Below are 22,877 nucleotides of genomic sequence, written 5' to 3' on the forward strand. Positions count from 1 at the left end.
TGCTACTTCGCGAAAGCGTCGGGATGCAGCGCTCGCGCGATGCTCTCGACGCCGAGCACGACGCGCGGCCCGGGGCGGCTGACGAGGTTGTCGTCGAGCACGGAGACGCGTCCGGCCCTCACCGCGGCGATCTTGTCGAAGCCCGGTCGCTTCGCGAGATCGGCCGGATCGCTCATCGAGCCCTTCGTGGCGAGGTAGGCTGCCGGATCGTCCTTGAGCAGACGCTCTAGGGAGTATCCGACGTACCCCTCCTGCGTGACGACGTTCACGCCTCCGGCGCGTGCGAGCAGATCGTCGAGGAGCGTGCCCTTCCCCGCCGTGTAGAGCGGGTTCTGCGCGATCTCCAGGAACGTCCGGACCGGCGGCTCCTTCGAGATGCGGCGCGAGATCGCGTCCAGGTCTTTGCGCATCGACGCGACGACCTCCGTCGCCTTCGTCGGCTCGCCGAGCGCCTTACCCAGCCGCACGATGTCGGCGTAAACGCCTTCGACGTCCTTGGGGTCGATCGCGATCACGACCGCTCCGAGCCCCTCGATCTTCGCGATGACGTCGGACTGGACGCCGGTCGTCACGAGGACGAGGTCCGGCTTCGCGGCGGCGATGGCCTCGAGGTTCGGACTCACGAAGTCACCGACCTTGGCGATGGAGGCCACCTCGGGTGGATAGTCGTCGTACGTCGTGACGCCGACGAGTTCGCCCGTGAGACCGAGGGCGGCGACGATCTCCGTGTTCGCGGGCGCCAGGCTCACTACACGCTCCGGACGCTGCTTCACTCGCACCGTCCGGCCGGCGTCATCGGTGATGACCACGGGGAAGACGGCGGTCTCCTGCCGCCTCGGCTTCTCGACCTGCTTCGGAGCGGGACGCGCGCACCCCGCGCCGAGCGCGGCGAGCAGTAGCGCCGCGGCGAGCGCGGCTCTCGTGCGACGAACTCTCTTGCTTTTCCGATCCATGGTGCCTCCCGACGGTCGCAGCCAACCCTGTCGTGCCGAGCGGCGGCTGCAACGACGAAAGCCCGCACTTAGGCGGGCCTTCGGGATGCAGGTCTCTCACGAGCGCCCACGTGCGGCGCCGCGAACAGCCTCTTCCCTCGAAGGCCGTGTCGCGCACCCTTGGGCAGGTCTCCCGACTTCGCTAGGGGTCTTGCTCCCTGGCGTCACGGTGGCGGGTCCGTGCCGGTATCGCACCGGCTTCCCTATTCTCCCGCTTCGGCGTCTCTCGCTTCGGCGGGCACCCAAGGCCGCGTTCTCGGTTGTCGCCGTCATCATAGGCCCACGGACGCCGCGGGGAAAGGGCGCGATCGCGTCGTCGCGGACTAGGGCACGCTGGACGAACCGTTCGGGAGGTTCGCGACGGAGTTGACCGGGTTGATCACGCCCCTGCTCATCGTGAAGACCGTCCACAACCCGCCGATGCGCCCGGCCGGCACGCCGAACGTCGCGCGCAACCCCTTCGAGTCGTAGACGCGCACGATGGCGCCCGAAGACGACAGCGAAGTACCCGTGCCGCCGGCGGACCAGTTGTAGACCGAGAAGCGATACGTACCGGTCGAGGAGAGGCGGTAGACCGAGGTGGTCTCCGGACCGAACGCGTTCGTGCCATCGACGTCGAGAGCGGCGACCGTCGTGCCGGTGCTAGGGAACCGCTTCTGCCCGAAGGAGATGTGATACGTGTGCGTGCCGCTCCCGGCCGGGTAGTAGCTCAGGTGCGAATCGAGGTCGCTCGGCGACGATCCCCAGGTGAGCACGACGCGCACCTGGCGCGCCGCTCCGGTGAAGACGGGAGAGACGACGGCGTCCTGGCCGGCGCGCGTGGTTCCGCCGATCGAGATGATCGTCAGATACGTCGTGATGTAGCCGGCGCCCGAGACCTGCGCGGTGTAGACGCCGCGCGGAAGGCTCGCGAACGAGTACGCGCCGCCTCGAGGTGGGTGACCCTGCCTGACACGGCGCTCGCGCCGTGGTAAGCCATCCCGATATATCCGTTCGCGGAGAACCGGACCTCGTAGCCGTCGCCCTTGGCGACCGGGATGGCGAACCCGCCGTTCGAGTCGGTGACTCCACTCGCGACGAGGGTGCCTTTCGAGTAGACGCCGACCGTGGCACCGGGGATGACGCCGTCGCTCGTGACGCCCTTGACCACACCGGCGATCTTGCTCGGCGAGAATCCGAGACGCTTGGGTCTGACGAAAGACCTCGATAGAGGGACCGCAATCGCGAGCAGGACCGCCACGACGAGGGCGATGGCCCACCATGTCGCGCGGCGTCCACCGCCGCCATGCGTGTCCATGCTTCACCCTCCTGGGTCACGGCCGAGAGATGCGAGCGGAGCGCGTCACGAATCTTCATACCCTCTATCGGCAGCTACTCGGTGTCGAACGGCAGTCACCGCGACGAACGGTCGCAAAAAGACGCCGAAGGGAGGGGACCGGAGTCCCCTCCCTTCATGGAATCCATATGAGAACGTGACTCCTACGGCACGGTGCTCGACGAACCGCTCGTGTAGTTCGCGACGGTGTTCACCGGGGTGATCACGCCGTTGCTCATGGTGAAGACGGTCCACAGACCGCCCGTGCGCCCGCCCGGAACGCCGAACGTCGCGCGGATCCCCGTCGAGTCGTAGACGCGCACGATGGCGCCCGAGGGCGACAGCGACGTGCCCGAACCGCCGGCGGAGTAGTTGTAGACGGAGAAGCGGTACGTGCCGGTCGACGACATCTGGTAGATGGTCGTCGTCTCCGGGCCGAACGCGCTCGTGTCGTCGTGGTCGAGCGCCGCGGTCGTGGTGCCCGTGCTCGGGTACCGCGGCGTGGAGAAGTAGACGTGATACGTGCGAGTGCTGCTCCCGGCCGGATAGTAGCTCAGGTGCGAGTCGAGGTCGTAAGGAGACGCTCCCCACGTGAGCACGATGCGCACCTGGCCCGCCGCGCCGGTGAAGACCGGCGAGATGACGGCGTCCTGGTTGGCGCGTGTCGTACCGCCGACCGAGATCACCGTGAAGTACGTCGTGACGTAGCCGGTCCCCGAGACCTGCGCCGTGTAGACGCCGCCCGGAAGACTCGCGAACGAGTACGCGCCGCCGGCGCCCGTGGTGGCGGAGTAGCCGAGAAGCGACCCGGTGCGATCGTTCATACCGGACCTGAGCGCGACGCTCAGACCGGCGACGCCCTGCGCGTTGAGCGCATTGCGGACGGCGCCGCTCGCGGCTCCGGAGCCGCTCTCGGACGTCGTCACGAGGTACGCCGTCTCGAGATAAGTCACCCTGCCGGACGCGATATTCGCGCCGTGGTACGTCACGCCGAGATAGCCGTTCGCCGAGAACCGGACCTCGTAGGCGTTGCCCGCGACGACCGGGATGTTGTAGCCGCCGCTCGCGTCTGTGAGACCGCTAGCCACGAGAGTGCCCCCGGAGGTGTAGACGCCCACCGTCGCGCCGGAGATACCGGCGTTGCTCGTGGCGCCCTTCACCACGCCGGAGACGGCGGTGCTGCCGCTGGGCGCGAAGACGTACCAGATGCCCGTCCCCGTCGCCGCCGAGTACAGCACGCTCGCGTCGGCCCGTCCGTCGCCGTTCACGTCGCCCGCGGTGAGCTTGCACCGCGAGAACGGGAGCGAGCCGCGCCACAGCACGGACCTCGCCAGCGTCGAGCCGTTCGACGTGAGCAGCCACAGCTCCGAGGTCGTCGCCGTCACCTGCTTGAGGATGAAGACGTCCGCCTTGTGGTCGCCGTCCGCGTCACCCGCCGCGATCTGCGCGTACGGCGCCGAGAGCGTTCCGCTCCACATCGTGCGGGAGCCGAACGCGCTGCCGCTCGAGATGTAACCGTCGACCTTCGCCGTCGCGCCCGAGTACTGGTAGAGAGCGAGCGCGTCGGCCTTGCCGTCGCCGTTGACGTCGCCCATCGCGACCTTCATCGCCGGGACGTTGGCCCGTCCACGCCAGTACTGGCGGTTGGTTAGAGCGTAACTCGCCGAACGTACCGCCGAGCTAGCCCGCGCGCCGACCTCGGCCAGAGCCTTCCCTACCGCCGGAGCGCCTTGCGCCACCAGCGGGACGGCGCTCACAAGGAGCAGCGCCACAACGACTGCGGACGCCCAGCGCTTCGCGCGGCGTCCGCCATTGCCGTTCGTATCCATTATGGGTCTCCTCTGCGAGTAGACGCGCCGCCCACGGAACGCGCGGCGGGTATGCATTCTACTCTCTTTCTCACCCACTTTCGACCCTCAGTCATCGCCTCCGGCGGGCGCCGGTCGAGCGAAACGGTTCCTCACGAGCCGCGTCACGACCATGACGAACACGAAGACCACGGCGACCTCCGCGGCGAAGAAACCCACGATGTCGGCCGACTTCGAGTTCAGGACCGGGTTGTCTGGATGGAAGTACTTGGGCGTGGTCAGCAGGAGCACCCAGATCGCACCGCCGAGAGCCACGTCGAGCGCGGCCGTCAGACGCTTGTTCTCGAAGATGAGGTCGACCAGGAGCAGTGCGAGAGCGGCGAGGAGGACGCCTATCGTCATGTGCATCCGAGGCTCGGAGAGGAGGATGCCGCCCCAGGCCAGCTTCATCGAGATGACACCGAGCACGGCGTTGATCATCCACAGCGCCAGAGAGACGTAGCGGAAGGCCGCCGCCCAGGAGTAGAGGCGTTCCTGACGCAGGCCCAGATAGCCGACCGCGAAGATCGCGGCGATGCTGAACGTCGCGAGATTCACCCACGTCGAGGCGCCGTGGAAGAGGACGAAGCTCAGGAGGTCTCCGAGGGTGCGATCCGCGGGCGTCTCCGCCACGAGAAGGGCGGTGAGCGCTCCTGAGCCGATGAGCACGTACCACGACCCACGCTCACCGGTGCGTGAGGGCACTCGCATGATGGGAGGACCTTCCTCTCGCTCGGCCTTCGGCCAGGATGCGCACATGGTACCATCATCGCGGCGTGCCGGGCGCGCGCCGGTCCGCGCGCGTAGGCCTGAACCGCGGCGGACCCTTCTTGGAGTGAGCATGCCCACCGAACGACCGAACGGGATCGCCGCTCAGATGGGGCGCTATCTTCTCGTCGCCGTGGTCGCCGCGGCGACCGACACCGCCACCCTATGGGCGCTCGACAGGCTCCTAGGGGTGCACTACACCCTCGCCGCGGCCGCCGGGTTCATCGTCGGGCTCATCGTCAACTTCGGCCTGGCGAGATCGCTCGTCTTCGGACCGACGCGACTACCGGTAGCCGGCGAGTTCTCCGCGTACGCCGTCATCGGCGTCGTCGGGCTCGGCCTGACCGAACTGGTCCTCTGGGTGACGCACGGCCTCGCAGGCATGGACCTCCTCGCCGGTAAGGCGTTCGCCCTCGGGATAGTCTTCTTCTGGAACTTCTTCGCCCGGCGTCAGCTCGTCTACGGCCGGGCCGACACGGAAGGGGCCGGCGCGTGACCGAAGACGCGAAGCGCGTGGTCATCATCGGAGGCGGGCCGGCCGGGCTCACCGCGGCGTACGAGCTCTCCCGCAACGGGGCCGACGTGACCGTACTCGAGGCCTCCGGACAGGTGGGCGGCATCTCGCGCACCGTGGACTTCGAGGGGTACCGCTTCGACCTCGGCGGACACAGGTTCTTCAGCAAGTCCGAAGAGGTCGAGCGGCTTTGGGACGAGTTCATGGCCCCCGAGCGACTGCTCGTGCGGAACCGCCTCTCGCGCATCTACTACGGCGGCAAGTTCTACTTCTACCCGCTGAAGATCGGCAACGCTCTGAGCAACATGGGGATCGTCGCCTCCGGGCTCGTCCTCGCGAGCTACGCATGGGCGCACGTGAATCCCCGCCGTCCGGAGACCAGCTTCGAGGACTGGGTCTCGAACCGATTCGGACGACGCCTCTACGAGATGTTCTTCAAGAGCTACACGGAGAAGGTCTGGGGCATCCCGTGCACCCGCCTGAGCGCCGAGTGGGCCGCCCAGCGCATCAAGGGCCTCTCGCTCACCGGCGTGCTGCTCAACGCGCTCAAGGGCGGGCGCGGCAACACGGTGAAGACGCTGATCGAGCAGTTCCGCTATCCCCCGCTCGGTCCCGGCCAGTTGTGGGAGGCATGCGCCACGAAGTGTGTCGCGGCCGGCGTGGACCTCCGCATCGGCGAACGCGTCACGAGGATAGCGCGCGCCGCCGACGGCCGCGTCAGTGGAGTCGTGACCACCGACGCGTCCGGCGCCGTGAAGCGGCATATCGCGGACGACGTGCTGAGCAGCATGCCCATCCGCGACCTGTTCGCATCCATCGAAGGGGCGCCCGAGGAACTGCGCGATCGCGCGAAGAACGTCAAGTACCGCGGCTTCATCGTGGTCGCGGTCGTCTTCGACGAGCCCGACCTCTTCCCCGACAACTGGGTCTACATCCACGCCGGCGAGGTGAAGGTCGGTCGGGTGCAGAACTTCAAGAACTGGAGTCCGCACCTCGTCCCCGATCCCGGCACGACATGTCTGGGCATGGAGTACTTCGCGGATCCCGGCGACGACCTCTGGACTTCGCCCGACGCCGCGCTCATCGCGCTCGCCGAGCGCGAGGTCCGCGAGATCGGGCTCGTGAAAGCGGGTACGGCGCTCAAGGGCGCCGTGGTCCGCGTGCCGGACGCCTACCCCGTGTACGAGACCGAGCACGATGCCTTCTTCGCCCCGCTGCGCGAATGGCTCGACACGGTCCCCGGCCTCGCATGCATCGGGCGCGCCGGTCAGCACCGCTACAACAACATGGACCACTCGATGATGACGGGACTCCTCGCCGCGAGGAACGTCCTCGACGGCGGACATCGCGACGTCTGGTCGGTCAACACGGATGCCGAATACCACGAGGAGCAGCGATGAGCCCGAAGAGCGCCCGCCCTGCCGAGACGTCCGCGAACGGCTCCCCGGCGGCGCAGTGGTTCCTCATCGCCGTACTGCTCGTCGCGATCTTCTCGGTGAGCGCCGCGGCCCGCCTCCCGAACCTCGGCCGGCCGCTCGCAGAGCATCACGAGTGGCTCACGGCGACCGTCCTGCGCAATCTGGACATCTGGTGGCAGGAGGGAGCGCTGCGCGACGGCTTCCAGCCGATCTTCTCGTACACGCTCCCTGCCGACAAATGGATCAACGACCAGGCGAGCGAGCACTTCGACTCGAAGGGGAACTACTACTACACGTCATACGGGCCCTTCGCGTACATCGCGCCGTATGCCGTCTTCAAGGCCCTCGGCCAGCGTCCCTCGCCGTTCGGGCTCGAGCTGTTCAACATGGTCTTCCACTTCATCTGCTCCGTGTTCATCTTCCTCATCCTGTACGAAGTGCTCAGACCGAAACGGGCGGTCGAGTTCGCCGCTCCGCTGCTGGGGTTCGTCTTCTACGTCTTCGCGCCGGAGACCCTCTGGTTCCAGTCGAACGTGTACATGTCCGACACGTTCGTGCAGGTCTTCTTCATCGTCGGGATCTGGCTCTTCTTCCGGTTCTCGAGACACCCCGACTCGAAGTGGCTCTACCCCATACTCATCGGCGTCGACGTCTTCCTCATGACGTGGACGGAGTGGATCGGCATCTTCTTCGCGGCGGTCGTGGGGATCTATGCCCTCGCGAACTGGCGCAAGCCGCCGATGCGCAGGCTGTTCGTGGCGGTCGCCGCCGGAGCGGCCCTCGCGGTGGTCCTCTTCTTCGCGCAGTACTCGCTCATCAGCGGCGTCGGCGGGCTAGTGAGATCGTCGCTGGATAAGTACAAACTCCGCTCCGGCGTCACCGGCACCTCGGTCCTGCGCTGGGACGACCCGGAATCCTGGATCCGCATCGGGACCCACTACAAGGGCGGGTATGCGCCTTTCCTCGTGCTCGCGGTCTCGCTGGGGCTCGCGACGTACGCGATGCTGTTCGTGGAGCCCGCGCGCGAGGCAAGGCCGCTCGGGGCGCGCGCGAAGACCGCGCTGCAGTTCGCCTTCCTGCCGGTCTTGCTGCACCACATCGTCTTCTTCGACTTCACCGCGAACCACGACTTCTCGGTGCTGAAGACAGCGGTGCCGCTCGCGCTCGTGCTCGCATTCCTCTTCGAGGAGATCCGGCGCGGCGTGGAGCAGGTGGACCCGAAGAACCTCACCGTGGCCGTCACCGTGCTCTTCCTGGTGGCGACGGGCTTCGCCGCCTCGCGCGGCCTGCACGACTACCGCAACCAGGAGATCCTGTTCCGCCTCGGCGCGTACAGGCAGATCGGCGAGCGGATCAAGCGCGAGGCGAAACCGGACGAGGTCGTCTTCATCAAGCGGCTGGCTCCGTGGTTCACCATCAACCCGCAGATCGTCTACTACGCGGGCCGCAACATCACGATGTGGGGGACCGAAGCCGACGCCGACGCGTTGCTGAAACAGACCGGCTCGCGCAAAGCGCTCGTCGTCATCATCAACGCGAACGGCTCGATGAGCATCGAGCACTACGCGCCAAAGACGCCCTAGCGCGCTCCGGCCCTCGTCACATCATGTAGAGCATGTAGTAGACCGCTATGCCCGACAGGCCCGAGGCGAGGTAGGACCACACCGCCCAGACGCCCGATCGGGCATGCTTCGGCGCGTACTCCTTCGAGAGGCCGTAGGTCCTGCGCCCCTTGCCGCTCGTGCCCTGGCGGATGCCCTTCACGGTCAGCACGATCCCGAGGACGAACGCCACGGACGAGATGATCGAGTGCACCATGACGACCGGCAGGTAGACGGCGAAGAAGAAGGTGTCGTGCTTCGGGAAGAGGACGGTCGGCTCGAGTACCCTACGCAGCATATAGACGACGAGGAAGCCGACGTCGACAACGACGGTGACGAGCATCAGCCAGTGATGGCTCCAGCCGCGATGCTTGCGGCCGTACCACCACCCGACGACGATCATCCCGACGATGATCGTCTCGAGGATGAGACTCACGTCGGAGAGCAGCGTCGCCCTAGTGCCGAGGAACCCCGTCATCGAACACTCCCTTCGTCTGCGGCCATGTCCGGAAGACGGACCGTGAACGTGGAGCCGCGCCCGATCTCGCTCTCGACCGCGATGCTGCCGCCGAGCAGTTCGGCGAGGCGCGCCGAGACCGTGAGACCGAGACCGGTGCCCGCGGGCTTGCCCGCCACCCGGGAGTGTACCTGGTGGAACTCCTCGAAGACATGCTCGATCTCGCCGGCGGCGATGCCGATGCCGGTGTCCGCGACGCGGAAGACCATCTCCGGGCCCTCTCGCTCGACCGTCAGGGTGACGCCGCCCGATACTGTGAACTTGAGGGCGTTGCCCACGAGGTTGTAGAGGATCTGGCGCAGCTTCGTCTGGTCGGTCGAGAGGGGTCCCTGGTCCGCGCAACCCTCGGTGCGCAGGTAGAGCCCACGCGCATCGGCGAGCGGGCGCATCGATCCCACCACCTGGGTGCAGACCTCGCCGATGTCCACGGGCGCGACCGAGACCTTCATGCGACTCGCCTCGATGCGTGAGAGGTCGAGGATGTCGTCGATCAGCTCGAGCAGGTGCTTACCGGAGTTGTTCACCATCGTGAGCTGCTTGCGCTGCTCGGCGTTGATCTCGCCCGCCATTCCCTCGAGCATCAGCCCCGAGAAGCCCAGGATCGAGTTGAGCGGAGTTCGCAACTCGTGACTGACGTTGGCGAGGAAGCGTCCTTTCGCCTCCGTCGCCTCGCTCAGTTCCGCATTGCGTGCCTGGAGCTCGACCGTGCGATCGTCGACGAGTTCCTCGAGGTGCGAGCGCTCGTCCTCCAGCTCGGCCAGCGCCTGCTGCACGCTCGCGAGACTCTCCTGCAGTCGGCCCGCCATCACGTTGAAGGCCTCGGTGAGCACGGCGACCTCGTCCCGGCCTTCCACTGGAAGGCGCTCGAACCCGCCCTTGGCGCCGAACCGATCGGCAGCCTCGGTGAGGCGATCGAGCGGGTGCGTCACGAAACGAGAGAGCCAGACGACGAAGAGGATCTCGGCGAGCACGGCCGCGATGGTCAGCGCCACCGCCTGGAGTATCACCACGCGCGCGGCCGCGACCTCGGAACGCATCCCCATACCGACGTGGACCTCGGCCTGCGTGCCCGCGAGCAGCCGCCGTCCGACGTCGACGACGGGCCGGTCGCCGAGGCTCAGCTCACGCGCCCCGTCCCGACGCGCAACGGGAACCACGTTCGCGTCGACGAGTCCGAGGGGGAATCCGCCGGAAAAGGTATGTGCGACGACCTCTCCGTCCAGCCCGATGACGTAGACGTACTCCACATCCGGGTCCTCGGCCCGGAACGCCTTGATGACGTCGTGGACGCGCACCGAGTTGTCGGCGATCACGTCATCGGCGACCGAGAGTGTCAGTTGCGCGGCGGTCGCGACTCCGCGAGATCTGAGAGCTGCACGCAGCTGGTCGGTCGCCACCCGCACCGTACCGTAGGCTAGGAGGACTCCCGTCAAGGCGACAGCCAACGCGCCCCCAAGGGCGAACTTCGCCCACAGCTTCACGGCAGCGGCTCCTCGTCCCCCAACATATCGAGACGGCGCAATGCGGTCTCGACCACATCGTAGTCACGCGGTCCGGCGGCGACGAACCCCCGGGGCATCTCGGTCCTCTCCCAGTGGTAGAGACCCGCTCTGTCGCGCCCCGCCGGACGGAACGCGACGAGGGCCCGCTGGATCGCCTCGGCCGTCGCGGTCGGGAAGCCCGCGCGCACCGCCAGTCCGCTCGTCGGGTACTCCCCGGAGAACGCGACGATGCGCAGCAGGCCCTCCTTCGCCAGGTCGCCGGCGAGCGTGTCCTGCAGGCCGCCGGCGTCGTAGCGGCCCGACGAGACGGCCTCGGCGCACGCCTGGTGCGAGCCGGTGAACTCCCAATCGCCCAGATCCGAATCGCGCACGCCGGCGTCGAGCAGCATGATCTCCGGGATGAGGTGTCCCTGGGTCGAAGACTCGGCGCCGAAGGCGAACGAACGTCCCATCAGATCCGCCAGCTCGCGCACCGGGCTGTCCGGGCGCACCACGATCGCCGCCCGGTAGTTGTCCTCGCCCACCGCGTTGATCCCGCGCGCCAGACACCGTGCGCCGTACCGGTCCTGCGCACGGACGAAGCTCACCGCCCCGACGAACGCGACGTCGACGACGCCGCGGCCGAGGTTGTCGACGATGCTCTCGCTCTTCTTGGTGAAGCGGAGCTCGAACTCGCGCCCGGTAGCGCGATGGAGATACGCCAGGAAAGGCGCATAGATGCGCGCCTCTTCGTAGGGATCGAGCCGAGGATCGAAGCCGACCTTGATGGTGGCCGGCGCGCCCGCGCGACGCGCCTTGACGGCGCCGACGGCACGTCGTTCGAGGTCCACCCGGAGCCGCGGCGTGCCCGCGCAGCCGCAGATCGCACCGGCCGCGAATGACGCGACTAGCGCCACCGTCACGAGCCGATGCGGCAGGGACCACCTCACGGCACCATCATCCCCCGGGGCCTGAGGCCGGGCAACCGTCCCCTTCTCGCGCGAGCGGCAGCACGAGCGAGAAACTCGAGCCCTCTCCCGGTCGGCTCTCGGCGGCGAGCCGCCCTCCCATCCCGCGCGCGACGCGGTCGCAGAGGACGAGACCGAGGCCGATGCCCGGCGTCTTGCCTCCGCGCTCCGGTCCGACCTGGTAGAACCCGGCGAGGATGCGGACGAGATCGTCGGGCACGAGACCGATGCCCGTGTCTTCGACCGCGAGAGTGGCCGTCTCGGCATCGTGCGACGAGAGAAGGGTCACCGTACCGCTCGATGTGAACTTCACCGCGTTGTCGAGCAGGTCGAGGACGGCCTGGAGCACGCGCGCGCGGTTGCCGCACAGACGCGCGTCGCCGGAGTCCTCGCTGACCACGAACCGGAGCCCGTGCTCGTCCGTCCAACGCCGGCCGAAGACCACGGCCTCGGCGACGATCTCGGAGAGCGGGAACACCTCGATGGGCTCGTCGACGCGTCCGGGCTCCATGCGGGAGAGCGCGAGCACGTCCTCGACGAGCATCCGGAGGCGCTGCGCGGCGCCGTATACGAAGCCCAGCTGGCGTTGCTGCTCGTCGTTGACCTCACCCGCCAGTCCCTGGAGAAGGACGCCGGTGAACCCGATGATGGAGTTCAGGGGCGTGCGCAGCTCGTGGCTGACGCTCGACATGAACCTCTCGGCCGCGTCGCCCGTGCGCTCGAGCTCCGCGACCCTGACCGCGCAACTCAGGTCGCGGGCGACGGTGATCACGTGCGGACGCCCGTCGAGCGACAGCCGCCTGGAGTGCAGCTCGAGCGGGAACGTCGAACCGTCCTTGCGCAGACCCAGGGTGCACATGAGCAGCACCTCTTGCGAGCGGGTGACGTCCGACACGGGGGGCTCCCCCATCTTCGAGCGAACGTCCACGTCCATGGGACCGAGCGCGAGCAGTTCCCGGCGCTCGTAGCCGAACATCTCGCACGCGGCATCGTTGACTTCGACGAAGTGCGTCGGCTGCCCGGAGTCGTCGACGCCGTGGACGAGGACGCCGTCGCTCGCGTTCTGGAAGACGGTGCGGAACCGCTCCTCGCTCTCGACGAGTTCGCGGCGAGCCTCCGCCTCCCGCGAGACGTCGATGACAGTCCCGGCCGTGCCGAAGTACTCGCCCTGATCGTCCACGAGCGGGATGATCTCGCCGGAGCAGTGGACCCGCTTGCCGTCGCGAAAACCCATGCCCACGGAACGGAGCTGCTGCGGCTGGAGCGACTGGCGGGCGCGCAGGTAGACGTCGGCGAAGCGGCCTTCGCCCTCGATGCTCGACGGGAGCATGTCCCGAAGGGGATGCGTGCCGACTGCGCGCTCGACGGGAACGCCCGTGATGACGGCCATGCGAGGGCTCCAATAGATCACGCGATCGTCGCGGTCGACGATCCAGATGCCGATGAAGCTCGCGTCGACGATGCGCCCCATGAGCGCGCCGTCGGACCACGGCGGTCGTTGTTCGATCCCCACCGGTACCCCCCTTGATCCGGCGACGCGGTGGAGACGTCGCCCCAAAGGACTATACCGTCGTTGCGGCGCGAACGGGCGACTCGTTCCGACGAACGGGCTGATATTCTGGAGGTATCGGCGACCGAGGGAGGATGCGATGCCGATGAGACCGCCGCACCACTCGCTGCCCGACGACGCCGCGGACTCGATGTACCAGGGGCGCTGGACCGAGACGGTGCCGCCTCGCGTGGCGGTCTACCCCGAGACGGGGGACTCCGCCGCCGACGCCGAGATGCTGGAGCAAGCGGGCATCGAGCGGCTCACGTACCGGCCGGAGGACGGCAGCGGCTTCGCGTTCCCGGGGCTCGAGGGGTTGCTGGAGAGGTTGGGGTAGAGGGAGTGGCGGGTCAACCCACGATCTCCTCGAGCAACGAGTCGGCCTGTCGCAGGCAGTACTCCCGGACCGTCTTCCAGTCGTGGTCGGCGAGCATCACCGGATCGGGCTCGGCCTCTGCTTCCTCGAAATACGCGAGGCTGCGCAGCACGTGCACGGGGTTGACCTCGACGGCAGGCATCTTGCGGGGCAGCGCGGCCAGGAGTTCCCGGATCGTGAGACCCGTCCGTCCTAGGTGGTAGAGGTCGATGAAGTCCTTGCGGCTGCCGCGCTGGGCGACGGCGACGAGCTTCATGCAACCGATGTCGAGAAGGCCGGCGACCGGCACGGCGAACCGGCCCCGCGCTAGCTCTTCGAGCAGCATGTACGGATAGTGGAAGAGGCTCACGCGCACGCCCGCGACCGAACCGACGAACGTCCCGGGCTCTGCGCGGTCGATCACGACGGTGCCGCAAGCGGTCAGCGCCGGCGCGACCGGCTCCCAGGACCACGGGCGCTCGGTGAACAGGTCGAGGTCGTCGGACAGGCGATGGCCGAGCTGCAGCGCGAGACCCGTGCCGCCTGCCAGGTAGAAGCCCGCGAGTTCCCGCTGCTCGCCTAGGCGCGCAAGCGTCTCCCGCGTGGCAGGTGACAGCGACTCCTCATGCAGCGGTCCCACGGCGCCTCCCGAGCAGTTCGGACCAGGCCGCGGCGACGCGATGCGGGAGCGCGCGGTCGTGGGCGGCGAACTGTGCGAGCCGATCCTCGCCGTAACGGCGGAAGAGCCAGGCGACCTGCGCCGGCCGGCCCGCCTCCAGGACGCGCCGGATGATGAATCCGGCGTTGCGCTCCTCGTCGAGCGCGGACAGGTCGACGTCCCAGATGACGGAGGAGAGGTCGGGCCGCGCCAGACCGCCGGCGAGGCGCTCGACCTCCGAGAGCGGGACTAGCGTGACGCGCTCGGAGACCCTGGTCGCCCCGAGGCGCCCGGACGCGATCCAGTCGCGCACGGTCCGCGGAGTGACCCGCAACAGGCGTGCCGTCTCCTTGACCGTCACCGTGGGGCACATGGAAGTCTCCTCGTGGTGGGATGGGGGAGATTATAGCACGGTCTAGGTGCGAAGTTTCCGTTATTTCCGTTACTCGCGAGGTGAGACTGAGCGTCTTTGACTCGCAGCGTGGTATCGTATATGATACCGTAATGGTCAGAAGAGTCGTCATCGACACCTGTGTGTTCGTCTCGGCGCTACGTTCGTCCCGAGGCGCTTCGCATCGCCTCTCGATGTTGATCGGCGGGACGGAGTTCGAGATCGCCCTGTCAGTTCCGCTCGTCCTCGAGTACGAGAGCGCAGCGAAACGCATGGCATCCGAGACCGGGCTGTCGAGCGGGGACGTCGACGACATCCTCGACTACCTGTGCAGTGTGGCTCACCTGCAAGAGATCCATTTCTTGTGGCGCCCGGTCCTGAAGGATCCAGGAGACGACCACGTGCTCGAACTCGCGGTCGAAGCGGAATGCGACGTCATCATCACCCACAACACCCGGGATTTCGTCGGTTGCGAGGACTTCGGAGTCAAGGCGATGACACCCGGAGAGTTCCTGCGAGAGATAGGTGGTGCCCCGTGAGCACGATCAGCCTGCGTCTGCCGGAGTCGCTACACAAGAAGGTACGCGAGCTCGCGAAGTCCGAAGACGTCTCAATCAACCAACTCATCACCACGGCGCTCGCCGAGAAGATGTCGGCGCTGATGACCGTGGACTACCTGCAGGAGCTAGCCGCCCGCGGCGACCGCGCCAAGTTCGAGCGCGCGATGTCCAAGGTCCGAGACACCGGCCCCGATGAGAAGGACGTCTGATAGAGCGGGACCTACTCCGCGAGTCGCCGCACGCCAGCGATCACGGATCCGACGGCTTCGGTGAGGGACTCCGTTCCCCGGTCGGCCCATCCGCGAAGATCGCCGACATCGGTGTCGAGACCCTCGCTCGCAAGAGCGTCACGCTGGGACTTCAGAACCTCCGCGAGACGCACCCACTCGGCGTCTTCCGAGAGCCCGGCAGGACGCAGCGCGTCCAGCAATGCGACCAGCGCCGGCCACACGCGCACCCAGTCCACATACGTGGGCGCCGGTACACCGACGTCCCGCAACTCACCCGCCAGCCGATACAGTGTCCGGCGGCCGTCAGACCGCTTCTGAGCGAGTCGCGCATCCGCGAGCTCCGACAGGTACTCGGCTACCGGCGCCTGATTGTAGGCCGCGCGTTCCGCGATCAGCCGGCCGTGCGCCCACTCGTGCGTCCACAGGTAGGTGAGCACCTCCGCACGCGCGCCGGGACCCGCGAGCGCTCGCGCCCTGAAGCGCATGCACGCCGGCTCCGCCGCGTCCGGCGATCGCGACATACCGCGCAGCTCCGGACTCGAGCGCAGGAAGCCGGAGCGCTCGAACAGATCGTCGGTGCTCGCCCAGTTCGCGGTGTCCTCACCCGCAGAGCGAAAGAGCGGCTCGGCGCTATATTCGCCGGCTTCCTCCTGGGCTAGGACCCCCGCCCAGGCGAGCTGACGGAGGCTCGACCTCGCCCCGTACTTCGCTGTCACCTCCGCGACCACACCGAGCAGCCTTCGCTGGTCGCCCGACGTGCGTCTGCCGAGTCGCCGGAGGCGCGCCATGTCCAGCAGCCGTGCGTTCGCGGCCACCCAATCGAGCATCTCGTCGAACAGGCGAGCGTCCGATCGACCGACGGCGAGAGTCGCGAGCGTGAGCGCCTCGGGGTCGATGATCGTCCGCCGGCTCGCCCGCACGCCCGCGACACCCATCCCCGTCCATTGGCTCCAGGCGAGTTCGAGCACAGCGTCTACGAGCCGGTCGTACAAGCTGCTAGTCCCCATCGGAGAACACCTCCGCAGCTCGATCGCATCCGTAGTGACGCAGGAGTCCCTCGAGCATCGTCCGACTGTTCTGTCCGGTCATTATGACCGTTACATGCAGTCAGTGCAAGGCAGACGCCGCGTCCGAGCCCCATCATGTGCCGACCGTCAACACCGCGCCAGCCAGGAGCACGACCCCGTCGGCAAGGACTCGGCTAGGAGCGAGCGAACATGACCAGAGGCTCGAAGTCGGCGTGCTGGTCTGCTCGCCGCAAAGCCTCCAGGTACGCGCTGCGTGCGGCGCCTTTCTCGCTCAGATCCTGAGCTCCCCACGTGAACACCGGCCGCCCAAGAGCCGCAACCAGGAGATCGGCCGCCAGCCGGGAATGCCGGCCGTTCCCATTCGGGAACGGATGGATCGCCACAAGGCGGTGATGGAAGCGGACCGCCAGCTCGTCCGGAGACCAAGGCAGCCTCTCAGGGTCCGCCGTCTGAACGAGCACGTCGGCCAGCAAGTCACGAACCTGGGTCGGGATGTACGGCCAATGGGCGCCCATGTTCGTATCGTGCTGCCTGTAGCTACCCGCCCACCTCCAGACGTCACCGAACATGCGCCTGTGGAGGTTCCGCATCGACTCGTCGGTCATCAGCGAGGCGAGACCGCCCGGGCCGTTCTTCGATGAAGCCCATGCGATCGCCTTCGCAATGTTCTCCTGCTCGGCGATGTTCAGGTCGGCCCGCGTCGCCACCCATGTCGGGATCAGCCCTTCGGCGTCCCCGGGGTCGACCGGGGTGGCGCCTTCCGGCTCGTCGAACAGACCGGACGTGCTCACTTCTTCGCGCCTCCTCGCGACCAGAGTCGCCCCGAATCCATGACCGCCTGGAGTTGCGCTTCGAGCGAGGAGGGCAGCACCTCGCCTTCTTGTGCCTCTAGGGCCATCGTCTGGTGGACCCGGCCCATCTGTTGGTCGAGAACCGTTCGCGCCTGACGTTGAACGGTCTCCTCGAGACTGGTGTTGGGGATGAAGGCGTACACCAGCGTGCAGTCCATCGCCTCGGCGGCGCGACGAAGCGAAGACAAGCGGATGCCGCCCGTCTTCTCCTTCTCCTCGAGGGAGCGGACGGAAGCGCCGCTGATGCTCATGCGAGCCGCCAGATCCGCGGCAGACATACCGAGCGCATCTCTCAAGGCGCGGATCCACCCGAGCCGAGGCGGGGCATATAGCGACGGCGGCCCCATCGGGACGAGGCGTCGATCGAGTACTTCACGGGCCCTTCGGGCACCTTCACGTGTAGCCATCAGAGACTTCTTTCTCTATTGCGCTGTCCGTAATGGTGAGTATATTCGCTATTTGGCTCGGGTCAATAGAGGATATGTTCGCTCTTTCGCTGGTGGCTGCTCTGCCAGTCGATCGGCATCGACGCCGCACGGCTGATCGCCGAGCCGAACCTCTTCGGCCCGATACTCGAGGACTTCGTCGCCACCGAGCTGTTCAAGCTGCTGGAGACGAGCGCCGTGCGGGCCGACGTGCTCCACTTCCGCACCGGCGACCGCGAGGTGGACATCGTCCTCGAAGACCGCCGCGGTCGCATCGTGGGCATCGAAGTGAAGGCCTCGGACAGCCCCGGACGGGAGGACTTCCGGGGCATCGAGGCGATGCGGGACATGCTCGGCGAGCGCTTCCACCGGGGCATGCTGCTGCACACGGGGACGGCGGCGGTGCCGGCGGGCGACCGGCTGTGGTCAGTGCCGGTGGACGCGCTGTGGAGGGTGGGGTAAGGGAATCAACCCGGCTAGCCGGAGGCCTCGCGTAGAGAACTCGCGGCTGGAGTTCTCCCGGCCGTCGGCCAGGAGACACTACTCATCAGAGCAGGGCGATTAGCTCGTCAATCACTTGGTCGGGCTTACGTCTCAGTTCGCACTCCCAGACGGTGACGACCGTCCATCCCTCCGCCTCGAGATCTGCGACCTGCCGAGCGTCGCGTGCTTCGTTCGCGACGAACTTCGCCTCCCAGAACTCGGCGTTGGACTTCGGCGCCGACGGGCCACAGTACGGGCATCGGTGCCAGTAGCAGCCGTTCACGAAGATGGCCACCTTTCGCCCTGGGTACGCGATGTCCGGCCGACCGGGCGCCTTCTTCCAGTGCAGCCGATACCCGGGGTAGCCAGCTTCGCGCAGCAGGCGGCGCAGCCGCATCTCCGGGCCCGTGTTCTTGCCGCGGTTCGCCTGCATCGTGCGGCGAACGGTGGATGACGAGGCCTGTGGGTTTGGTGGCAGCAGCGGCATATCAGCCCTGCGCGGTCGGCGTCTTCAGTTTCGCAAGGTCCTCGGCCAGTACTCGGCCGATGCTCTCCACGACTCCGACGACGAGGGCATTGCCCATACAGAACGCGCGCTTGCCGTCGGACAGTCCCTCGGTCCAGTTGTCAGGGAAGCCGTTGAGGCGCTCGAGTTCCACGGGGGTCAGCCGACGGTAGCGTCCGTCGGAAGCCTGGATGACATGCTTGAATCGCGAAGGAGCGGTACCGCCTTCGCCCGTGAGAACAGTGCGCGAAGCGCGGTCATCGACCGGATCGGGAAACGGCAAGGCTCCCTCGGAGTAGCGGTATGCCGTCCCGCTCGCCGAGTGCAGGCGCTCTTCGCTCTTCGCCCCCTTGAGATACCGCCACGTCCCGGGCGCCGGATTCTCGGGATCGCCGACCTTCTCGTCCGGCACGAAGAACTGGTCGGGGACTTCGGTGTCGTCAACGAGCACGGAGCGAAGCGTCGCTGTCTCCTGATCGTTGGTCGACACGACCGCGCGCGTCCACACATCACGACACAGCATCACGCCGGCATTCAGGAACTCGCCGACTCCAGGCCCGAACCGCTCGGAGACCTCGTGCGCCGCCCCGGAGATCACGAAGTCCTTCGGGTGAGTCGCGACTCCGTTGGGTGAGGTGGCCGGCAGCGCTCGAGCCAACACGCCCTCGCCGACGATCCACGAGAAACCGTCGAACCCGCCTGCGCCGAACTGCCTATCCACCAGCTGCCCGACGATGAACACGCGGCGGCGGCGCTGCGGGAATCCGTATTCCGCTGCGTTCACCACGCGCCACTCGACGAGGTAGCCAAGGTCCGACATGGTCGCGAGGATTATCGCGAAATCGCGTCCGCGCTGGTTGGCCGGGGACTTGAGCAGCCGGTCAACGTTCTCGAGCATGACGAATCGCGGACGCTTCTCCTTGAGAATGCGGTGAATCTCCCACCATAGAACGCCCTTGCGGCCCCGGATTCCCTGGGCCTTGTTCAGAGGCTTGGCGACCGAGTAGTCCTGGCACGGAAACCCGCCGACGAGCAGGTCATGATCGGGAATGTCGGAGGCGAGGACCGTGGAGATATCGCGATTGTCGTGGGTGCCGTCCGCAAAGCGCGAGCAGTAGCAGTCGAAGGCATGCTGGGTCTTGGTGCTCGGCTCCCACTGGTTCGCGTAGGTCACGCGCCACGACCCGGCTGTGTCGCCATGCCTGCGGAACTTCTCGGGCCGACCCTCGAGACCGAGACGGAAACCGCCGACACCGGCGAACAGTTCGACGGCCGTACCCACGGGTTGAGGCAACGCCTCAGGAACGCGCTTCGCGCGTGCGCTCACGGTCTGGCCCCTTTCGGTCTTTCATGGCTCGCGATCGCCGATTGGCGTCGTGGCGGTGAAGACTCGACCTCACTGGGTCACTGGCATCGTACTACGTGTTCGCCCTAGGATCAAGCCCCAAACCGAACACTAGTTCGCGGGTCTGACACGGTATCAGAGACCGAGCTGATTCTTGATGTAGGAGCCGTTCAGCCAGAAGGACTTCCGGCACGCGAGACCTCCGGTGGGGGTCGGGATCACGTCCCGAGAATCCCGACCGTGAGGCCGGACATGACACACGGGGTTCTCCGACTTCTTCGGCAAATAGTCCGCCTTGTCCTCTTCTATGCGCGACTGCGTCTCATCGAAGCACCGGCGCGCCGGTCCCTCGATGTCGCTGATCGGCATCGTCCAGAACCGGGTGCCGACGAGCGTCGGGGCATCATCGCGGTCGAGCTGGTAGATCACGAAGAAGAAGCGCTTGTCGAGCGCCCCGCGCAGGTCGCTCGACTCCCAGTCCTGCTGGACGAGGTCGCAGTAATCGAATGCGCGGAACGGCAGATCCTCCTTGGGTCGCCCGCTCGGAAGCAGACGCATCGTCTTGACCTGGATATCCGCCTTCTCGAACTCGGCGATCTTGTCCTTGTCCCCGACGCCGAGGATTCGATTCGTCAGCACCGCGTAGAAGTTCTTCGCGTGGCGTTTCGCCTTGAGGCCGACGATGTCCGCGATCTCGTCTGCCGTTTTCCCGATGTAGGGCTCGAAGCGGGAAGCGACGACTTCCTCGAGTGGCCGGCCGCGGACCACCTCGTCCACCGCGACCGACTTCATGCCGAGGCTGCCCTGCGCAACTGTATTCATGTAGGACTGCTTCAGGGAGAATGCGCGAGGCTTGGCGGCCTCAGCGGAGAACGGCTGCCTTCGCCGTGTAGTCGAGTCCGAACTCTTGGTGCATGCCCCCAGATACAGGGTGTCGCCTTCGGAGAGCTCGTGCGCCTGGCCAGCCTTGACCTTGGCGACGATGGTCTGCCAGTCCCGGCGGATGATCTCCAGGTCTTCCGGCGGAAACTCCCAGAGCCGGACGATCTTGATGACGAAGTCGCGCGGGTCCTTGCCCTGCTCGTGCAGGTAGAACACCAGCAGCAGATGTGAGTTCTTCTTGAGGAAGCTGCTCGACTCCCATTCCTCGGTCACGACCGTCATGTAGTCGATCATCCCGAGGACGAGCCGCTCCTTACTGATGAGCCGAGAGCCCGAATGCTTCAGGGGTGTCGCCTTGAGCTCGACTCCCGCCTCGGCGAAGTCCGGCTCCGGTCGGCTGTTCGGCTCGTAACCGAAGTAGTGCCGCTCCAAGACCGTGCCGAAGCCGCCCTTGTTGGAGGAGAAGTCGATGGTCGGCGGAAGGTCGTCGAGGGCCTCGCGCAGGGAGCGGCCGACCAGACGCTCGGCGTAGGCCAGGATAGAAGAGGCCAGCGATGAATCGTAGTCTCGGGTTGATTTCATGTTTCCGTTCTCCTTGGCAGGCGCGACAACTGGTCGCGTCCAGACAACTCTCGAGTAGGGAGCTGGGTCGCACTCGCACAGTGTGTCGAGACCACAAGGTGATTGGCACCTACGCGATGTAGCCGCACTGGAGCAGATACCTCCATGGTTGGTCCGAATGAACGAGAACTGAGCACACAACCGGATTGCATAGATACTCTCTCAGAGGCCAGGTTCAAGGGGTCGTCGCAACGCCAGCTTCCTGAGCCGAGCGTAGCAGTTTGTCGAGCGCTTCTCCCGGCGTTCTCCAGCCAAGAGTCTTTCGGGGCCGGCCGTTGAGGGTGGCAGCGACTGCCGTGAGATCATCGACAGTGTGCCTGCTCAGATCCGTGCCCTTCGGGAAGTACTGGCGCAACAGTCCGTTGGTGTTCTCGTTCGTAGCGCGCTGCCAAGGGCTGTGCGGGTCACAGAAGTAGATCGGCATCCCGGTGTCGATGCGCAGTTGCGCGTGCTGTGACATCTCCGCGCCTTGGTCCCACGTGAGTGATCTGCGAAGGTGCTCAGGCATCTGCCCGATGGACGCAGCGATGGCGTCTCGAACGGCTAGTGCGCCGTGTCCGGCCAAAGCCGGACCGTTCTTCGTTCGGGGCATGTCGCCATGACCCTCCAGGCGCGGAAGGTGCAGCAGCATCGTGAAGCGGGTCGTGCGCTCGACGAGAGTTCCGATGGCCGAGCTGTCGAGCCCCAAGATGAGATCGCCTTCCCAGTGACCGGGGACCGCGCGATCTTCGATCTCGGCAGGTCGCTCGCTGATCAGAATCTCGGGTGAGACGAACTTCCTGCCCTGCGTTCGGGTTCGTGCTCGCGGCACGCGCAGCGCACGTCCGGTGCGGAGACACGCGGTCAGCTCACGGCGCAGAACGCCACGCCCCTGCACGTAAAGCGCCTGATAGATCGCCTCATGGGAGATTCGCATCGACTCATCATAGGGAAAGTCGAAGCGCAGCCGGTTGGAGATCTGCTCAGGGCTCCATGCCATGGCCCAACGCCGATCCTTTCGGCGACCGTGCCGCCGCCCGATCCAGGGAACGCCGGGGCCACCGACCGCCGTTCCGTCCGGCTTGCTGACCATCCCGGCTAGACGCTCCTGGACGTAATCGTGAAGGGCGTCGTTCGCGGCGAGCTTGGCGACCTTGGGCCGCTTGGCACGTCTGTCGGCGTGCCACTGCGCAGTGCTGGCTCGATACTCGAGATCGCCGTTGTGGGTCGCGGCGTTGCGTCTGAGCTCCCGCGAGACCGTCGACGGCGAACGTCCGAGTTCAGAAGCGATCTCGCGCACCCCGCGGCCGCGTGCGCTGAGGATGGCGATCTCTTCTCTCTCGGCAAAGGACAGGTAACGACCGGAAAGTGGAGCGAGGCTGATTGTTCGCATTCCGCCACCATGACGGAACAACCGTGCGCCGACCGCCGGTGACAAGCCAACGCAGGTAGCGGCGTCCTCGCTAGATCCTGGGTTCCGCAGCTAACTCCCGCGAATAGTCCGCGTTTGATGGGTCTAAGCTGCGAAGACGAGCGATCATGCGCAGAAACGGCGTGTATCTAGGCGTCCGTATTCCCGCTGGTCAGAAGCTTG

At 66.7% G+C, this 22,877-nt stretch carries 24 protein-coding genes, 1 pseudogene and 1 riboswitch; of the genes and pseudogenes, 7 read left to right on the top strand and 18 right to left on the bottom strand.

Going from position 1 to position 22,877, the window contains the following annotated elements; translation table 11 throughout:
* Positions 1–2: 2 nt before the first annotated feature.
* From WC971_09400 to WC971_09420, 5 genes are all read right to left on the bottom strand, one after another.
* Positions 3–953 carry a helical backbone metal receptor gene (locus WC971_09400; GenBank protein ID MFA5845028.1) on the bottom strand — a complete coding sequence of 317 codons (951 nt, stop codon included), beginning with the start codon at positions 951–953 and terminating at the stop codon, positions 3–5.
* 144 nt (positions 954–1,097) lie between these two features.
* Positions 1,098–1,253: riboswitch (cobalamin riboswitch) on the bottom strand.
* A 62-nt stretch (positions 1,254–1,315) separates the two neighbouring features.
* Positions 1,316–1,756, bottom strand: coding sequence for a hypothetical protein (locus WC971_09405; protein ID MFA5845029.1), 441 nt, complete (start codon positions 1,754–1,756; stop codon positions 1,316–1,318).
* An 80-nt stretch (positions 1,757–1,836) separates the two neighbouring features.
* Positions 1,837–2,289 carry a hypothetical protein gene (locus tag WC971_09410; protein ID MFA5845030.1) on the bottom strand — a complete coding sequence of 151 codons (453 nt, stop codon included), beginning with the start codon at positions 2,287–2,289 and terminating at the stop codon, positions 1,837–1,839.
* A 182-nt stretch (positions 2,290–2,471) separates the two neighbouring features.
* Positions 2,472–4,136 carry a carboxypeptidase regulatory-like domain-containing protein gene (locus WC971_09415; protein MFA5845031.1) on the bottom strand — a complete coding sequence of 555 codons (1,665 nt, stop codon included), beginning with the start codon at positions 4,134–4,136 and terminating at the stop codon, positions 2,472–2,474.
* An 87-nt stretch (positions 4,137–4,223) separates the two neighbouring features.
* A complete protein-coding gene (locus tag WC971_09420) occupies positions 4,224–4,865 on the bottom strand; it encodes a hypothetical protein (GenBank protein MFA5845032.1) in 642 nt (213 codons plus the stop codon).
* Positions 4,866–4,995: 130 nt separating this feature from the next.
* Between WC971_09420 and WC971_09425 the strand changes: the two genes are divergently transcribed.
* Genes WC971_09425 through WC971_09435 form a run of 3 tightly spaced genes read left to right on the top strand, consistent with a single transcriptional unit; the run spans position 4,996 to position 8,437 of the window.
* A complete protein-coding gene (locus WC971_09425) occupies positions 4,996–5,418 on the top strand; it encodes a GtrA family protein (GenBank protein ID MFA5845033.1) in 423 nt (140 codons plus the stop codon).
* The gene (locus WC971_09430) at positions 5,415–6,836 is read left to right on the top strand and encodes an NAD(P)/FAD-dependent oxidoreductase (protein ID MFA5845034.1); all 1,422 of its coding nucleotides are present in this window, start codon (positions 5,415–5,417) and stop codon (positions 6,834–6,836) included. The genes WC971_09425 and WC971_09430 overlap by 4 nt, the downstream gene beginning before the upstream one ends.
* Positions 6,833–8,437, top strand: coding sequence for a hypothetical protein (locus WC971_09435; GenBank protein ID MFA5845035.1), 1,605 nt, complete (start codon positions 6,833–6,835; stop codon positions 8,435–8,437). Before WC971_09430 ends, WC971_09435 begins: the two co-directional genes overlap by 4 nt.
* Before the next feature lie 16 nt (positions 8,438–8,453).
* Here WC971_09435 and WC971_09440 read toward each other — a convergent pair whose 3' ends face one another.
* Genes WC971_09440 through WC971_09455 form a run of 4 tightly spaced genes read right to left on the bottom strand, consistent with a single transcriptional unit; the run spans position 8,454 to position 12,934 of the window.
* A complete protein-coding gene (locus WC971_09440) occupies positions 8,454–8,933 on the bottom strand; it encodes a DUF420 domain-containing protein (protein ID MFA5845036.1) in 480 nt (159 codons plus the stop codon).
* On the bottom strand, positions 8,930–10,453 hold the full coding sequence (locus WC971_09445; GenBank protein MFA5845037.1) for an ATP-binding protein: 1,524 nt from the start codon (positions 10,451–10,453) through the stop codon (positions 8,930–8,932). Before WC971_09445 ends, WC971_09440 begins: the two co-directional genes overlap by 4 nt.
* Positions 10,450–11,403 carry a phosphate/phosphite/phosphonate ABC transporter substrate-binding protein gene (gene phnD / locus WC971_09450; GenBank protein ID MFA5845038.1) on the bottom strand — a complete coding sequence of 318 codons (954 nt, stop codon included), beginning with the start codon at positions 11,401–11,403 and terminating at the stop codon, positions 10,450–10,452. The genes WC971_09445 and phnD overlap by 4 nt, the downstream gene beginning before the upstream one ends.
* Before the next feature lie 7 nt (positions 11,404–11,410).
* A complete protein-coding gene (locus WC971_09455; GenBank protein MFA5845039.1) occupies positions 11,411–12,934 on the bottom strand; it encodes a PAS domain S-box protein in 1,524 nt (507 codons plus the stop codon).
* A gap of 136 nt (positions 12,935–13,070) precedes the next feature.
* Between WC971_09455 and WC971_09460 the strand changes: the two genes are divergently transcribed.
* Positions 13,071–13,307: a hypothetical protein gene (locus WC971_09460; GenBank protein ID MFA5845040.1), complete on the top strand. Its 237-nt coding sequence runs from the start codon at positions 13,071–13,073 to the stop codon at positions 13,305–13,307.
* A 13-nt stretch (positions 13,308–13,320) separates the two neighbouring features.
* On the opposite strand, the gene WC971_09465 is transcribed toward WC971_09460, so the two are convergent.
* Both WC971_09465 and WC971_09470 read right to left on the bottom strand, forming a co-directional pair.
* Positions 13,321–13,965 (bottom strand): nucleotidyl transferase AbiEii/AbiGii toxin family protein, encoded by a 645-nt coding sequence (locus WC971_09465; GenBank protein MFA5845041.1) that lies wholly within the window; start codon positions 13,963–13,965, stop codon positions 13,321–13,323.
* A complete protein-coding gene (locus WC971_09470) occupies positions 13,949–14,356 on the bottom strand; it encodes a helix-turn-helix domain-containing protein (protein ID MFA5845042.1) in 408 nt (135 codons plus the stop codon). The genes WC971_09465 and WC971_09470 overlap by 17 nt, the downstream gene beginning before the upstream one ends.
* A 131-nt stretch (positions 14,357–14,487) precedes the next feature.
* Between WC971_09470 and WC971_09475 the strand changes: the two genes are divergently transcribed.
* Positions 14,488–14,913: a putative toxin-antitoxin system toxin component, PIN family gene (locus WC971_09475; GenBank protein MFA5845043.1), complete on the top strand. Its 426-nt coding sequence runs from the start codon at positions 14,488–14,490 to the stop codon at positions 14,911–14,913.
* Positions 14,910–15,143, top strand: coding sequence for a DUF6290 family protein (locus tag WC971_09480; protein MFA5845044.1), 234 nt, complete (start codon positions 14,910–14,912; stop codon positions 15,141–15,143). Before WC971_09475 ends, WC971_09480 begins: the two co-directional genes overlap by 4 nt.
* 11 nt (positions 15,144–15,154) lie before the next feature.
* On the opposite strand, the gene WC971_09485 is transcribed toward WC971_09480, so the two are convergent.
* The 3 genes from WC971_09485 to WC971_09495 all read right to left on the bottom strand — a co-directional run bounded on the left by WC971_09485 (position 15,155) and on the right by WC971_09495 (position 17,450).
* The gene (locus tag WC971_09485; protein MFA5845045.1) at positions 15,155–16,171 is read right to left on the bottom strand and encodes a hypothetical protein; all 1,017 of its coding nucleotides are present in this window, start codon (positions 16,169–16,171) and stop codon (positions 15,155–15,157) included.
* 194 nt (positions 16,172–16,365) lie between these two features.
* Positions 16,366–16,983 (bottom strand): mobile mystery protein B, encoded by a 618-nt coding sequence (locus WC971_09490; GenBank protein ID MFA5845046.1) that lies wholly within the window; start codon positions 16,981–16,983, stop codon positions 16,366–16,368.
* Complete coding sequence (locus WC971_09495) at positions 16,980–17,450, bottom strand: mobile mystery protein A (GenBank protein ID MFA5845047.1); 471 nt, start codon at positions 17,448–17,450, stop codon at positions 16,980–16,982. The genes WC971_09490 and WC971_09495 overlap by 4 nt, the downstream gene beginning before the upstream one ends.
* A gap of 96 nt (positions 17,451–17,546) precedes the next feature.
* Between WC971_09495 and WC971_09500 the strand changes: the two genes are divergently transcribed.
* Complete coding sequence (locus WC971_09500) at positions 17,547–17,930, top strand: DUF4143 domain-containing protein (protein MFA5845048.1); 384 nt, start codon at positions 17,547–17,549, stop codon at positions 17,928–17,930.
* An 85-nt stretch (positions 17,931–18,015) separates the two neighbouring features.
* On the opposite strand, the gene WC971_09505 is transcribed toward WC971_09500, so the two are convergent.
* The 4 genes and pseudogenes from WC971_09505 to WC971_09520 all read right to left on the bottom strand — a co-directional run bounded on the left by WC971_09505 (position 18,016) and on the right by WC971_09520 (position 22,751).
* Positions 18,016–18,438, bottom strand: coding sequence for a very short patch repair endonuclease (locus tag WC971_09505; protein MFA5845049.1), 423 nt, complete (start codon positions 18,436–18,438; stop codon positions 18,016–18,018).
* Position 18,439: 1 nt separating this feature from the next.
* Positions 18,440–19,783 (bottom strand): DNA (cytosine-5-)-methyltransferase, encoded by a 1,344-nt coding sequence (gene dcm, locus WC971_09510; protein ID MFA5845050.1) that lies wholly within the window; start codon positions 19,781–19,783, stop codon positions 18,440–18,442.
* 153 nt (positions 19,784–19,936) lie between these two features.
* Positions 19,937–21,265: a Sau3AI family type II restriction endonuclease gene (locus WC971_09515; protein ID MFA5845051.1), complete on the bottom strand. Its 1,329-nt coding sequence runs from the start codon at positions 21,263–21,265 to the stop codon at positions 19,937–19,939.
* Positions 21,266–21,479: 214 nt separating this feature from the next.
* Positions 21,480–22,751, bottom strand: a pseudogene (locus tag WC971_09520) (IS30 family transposase).
* Positions 22,752–22,877 lie beyond the last annotated feature (126 nt).

This window comes from Coriobacteriia bacterium (assembly GCA_041658765.1).
GTDB lineage: Bacteria > Actinomycetota > Coriobacteriia > Anaerosomatales > JBAZZO01 > JBAZZO01.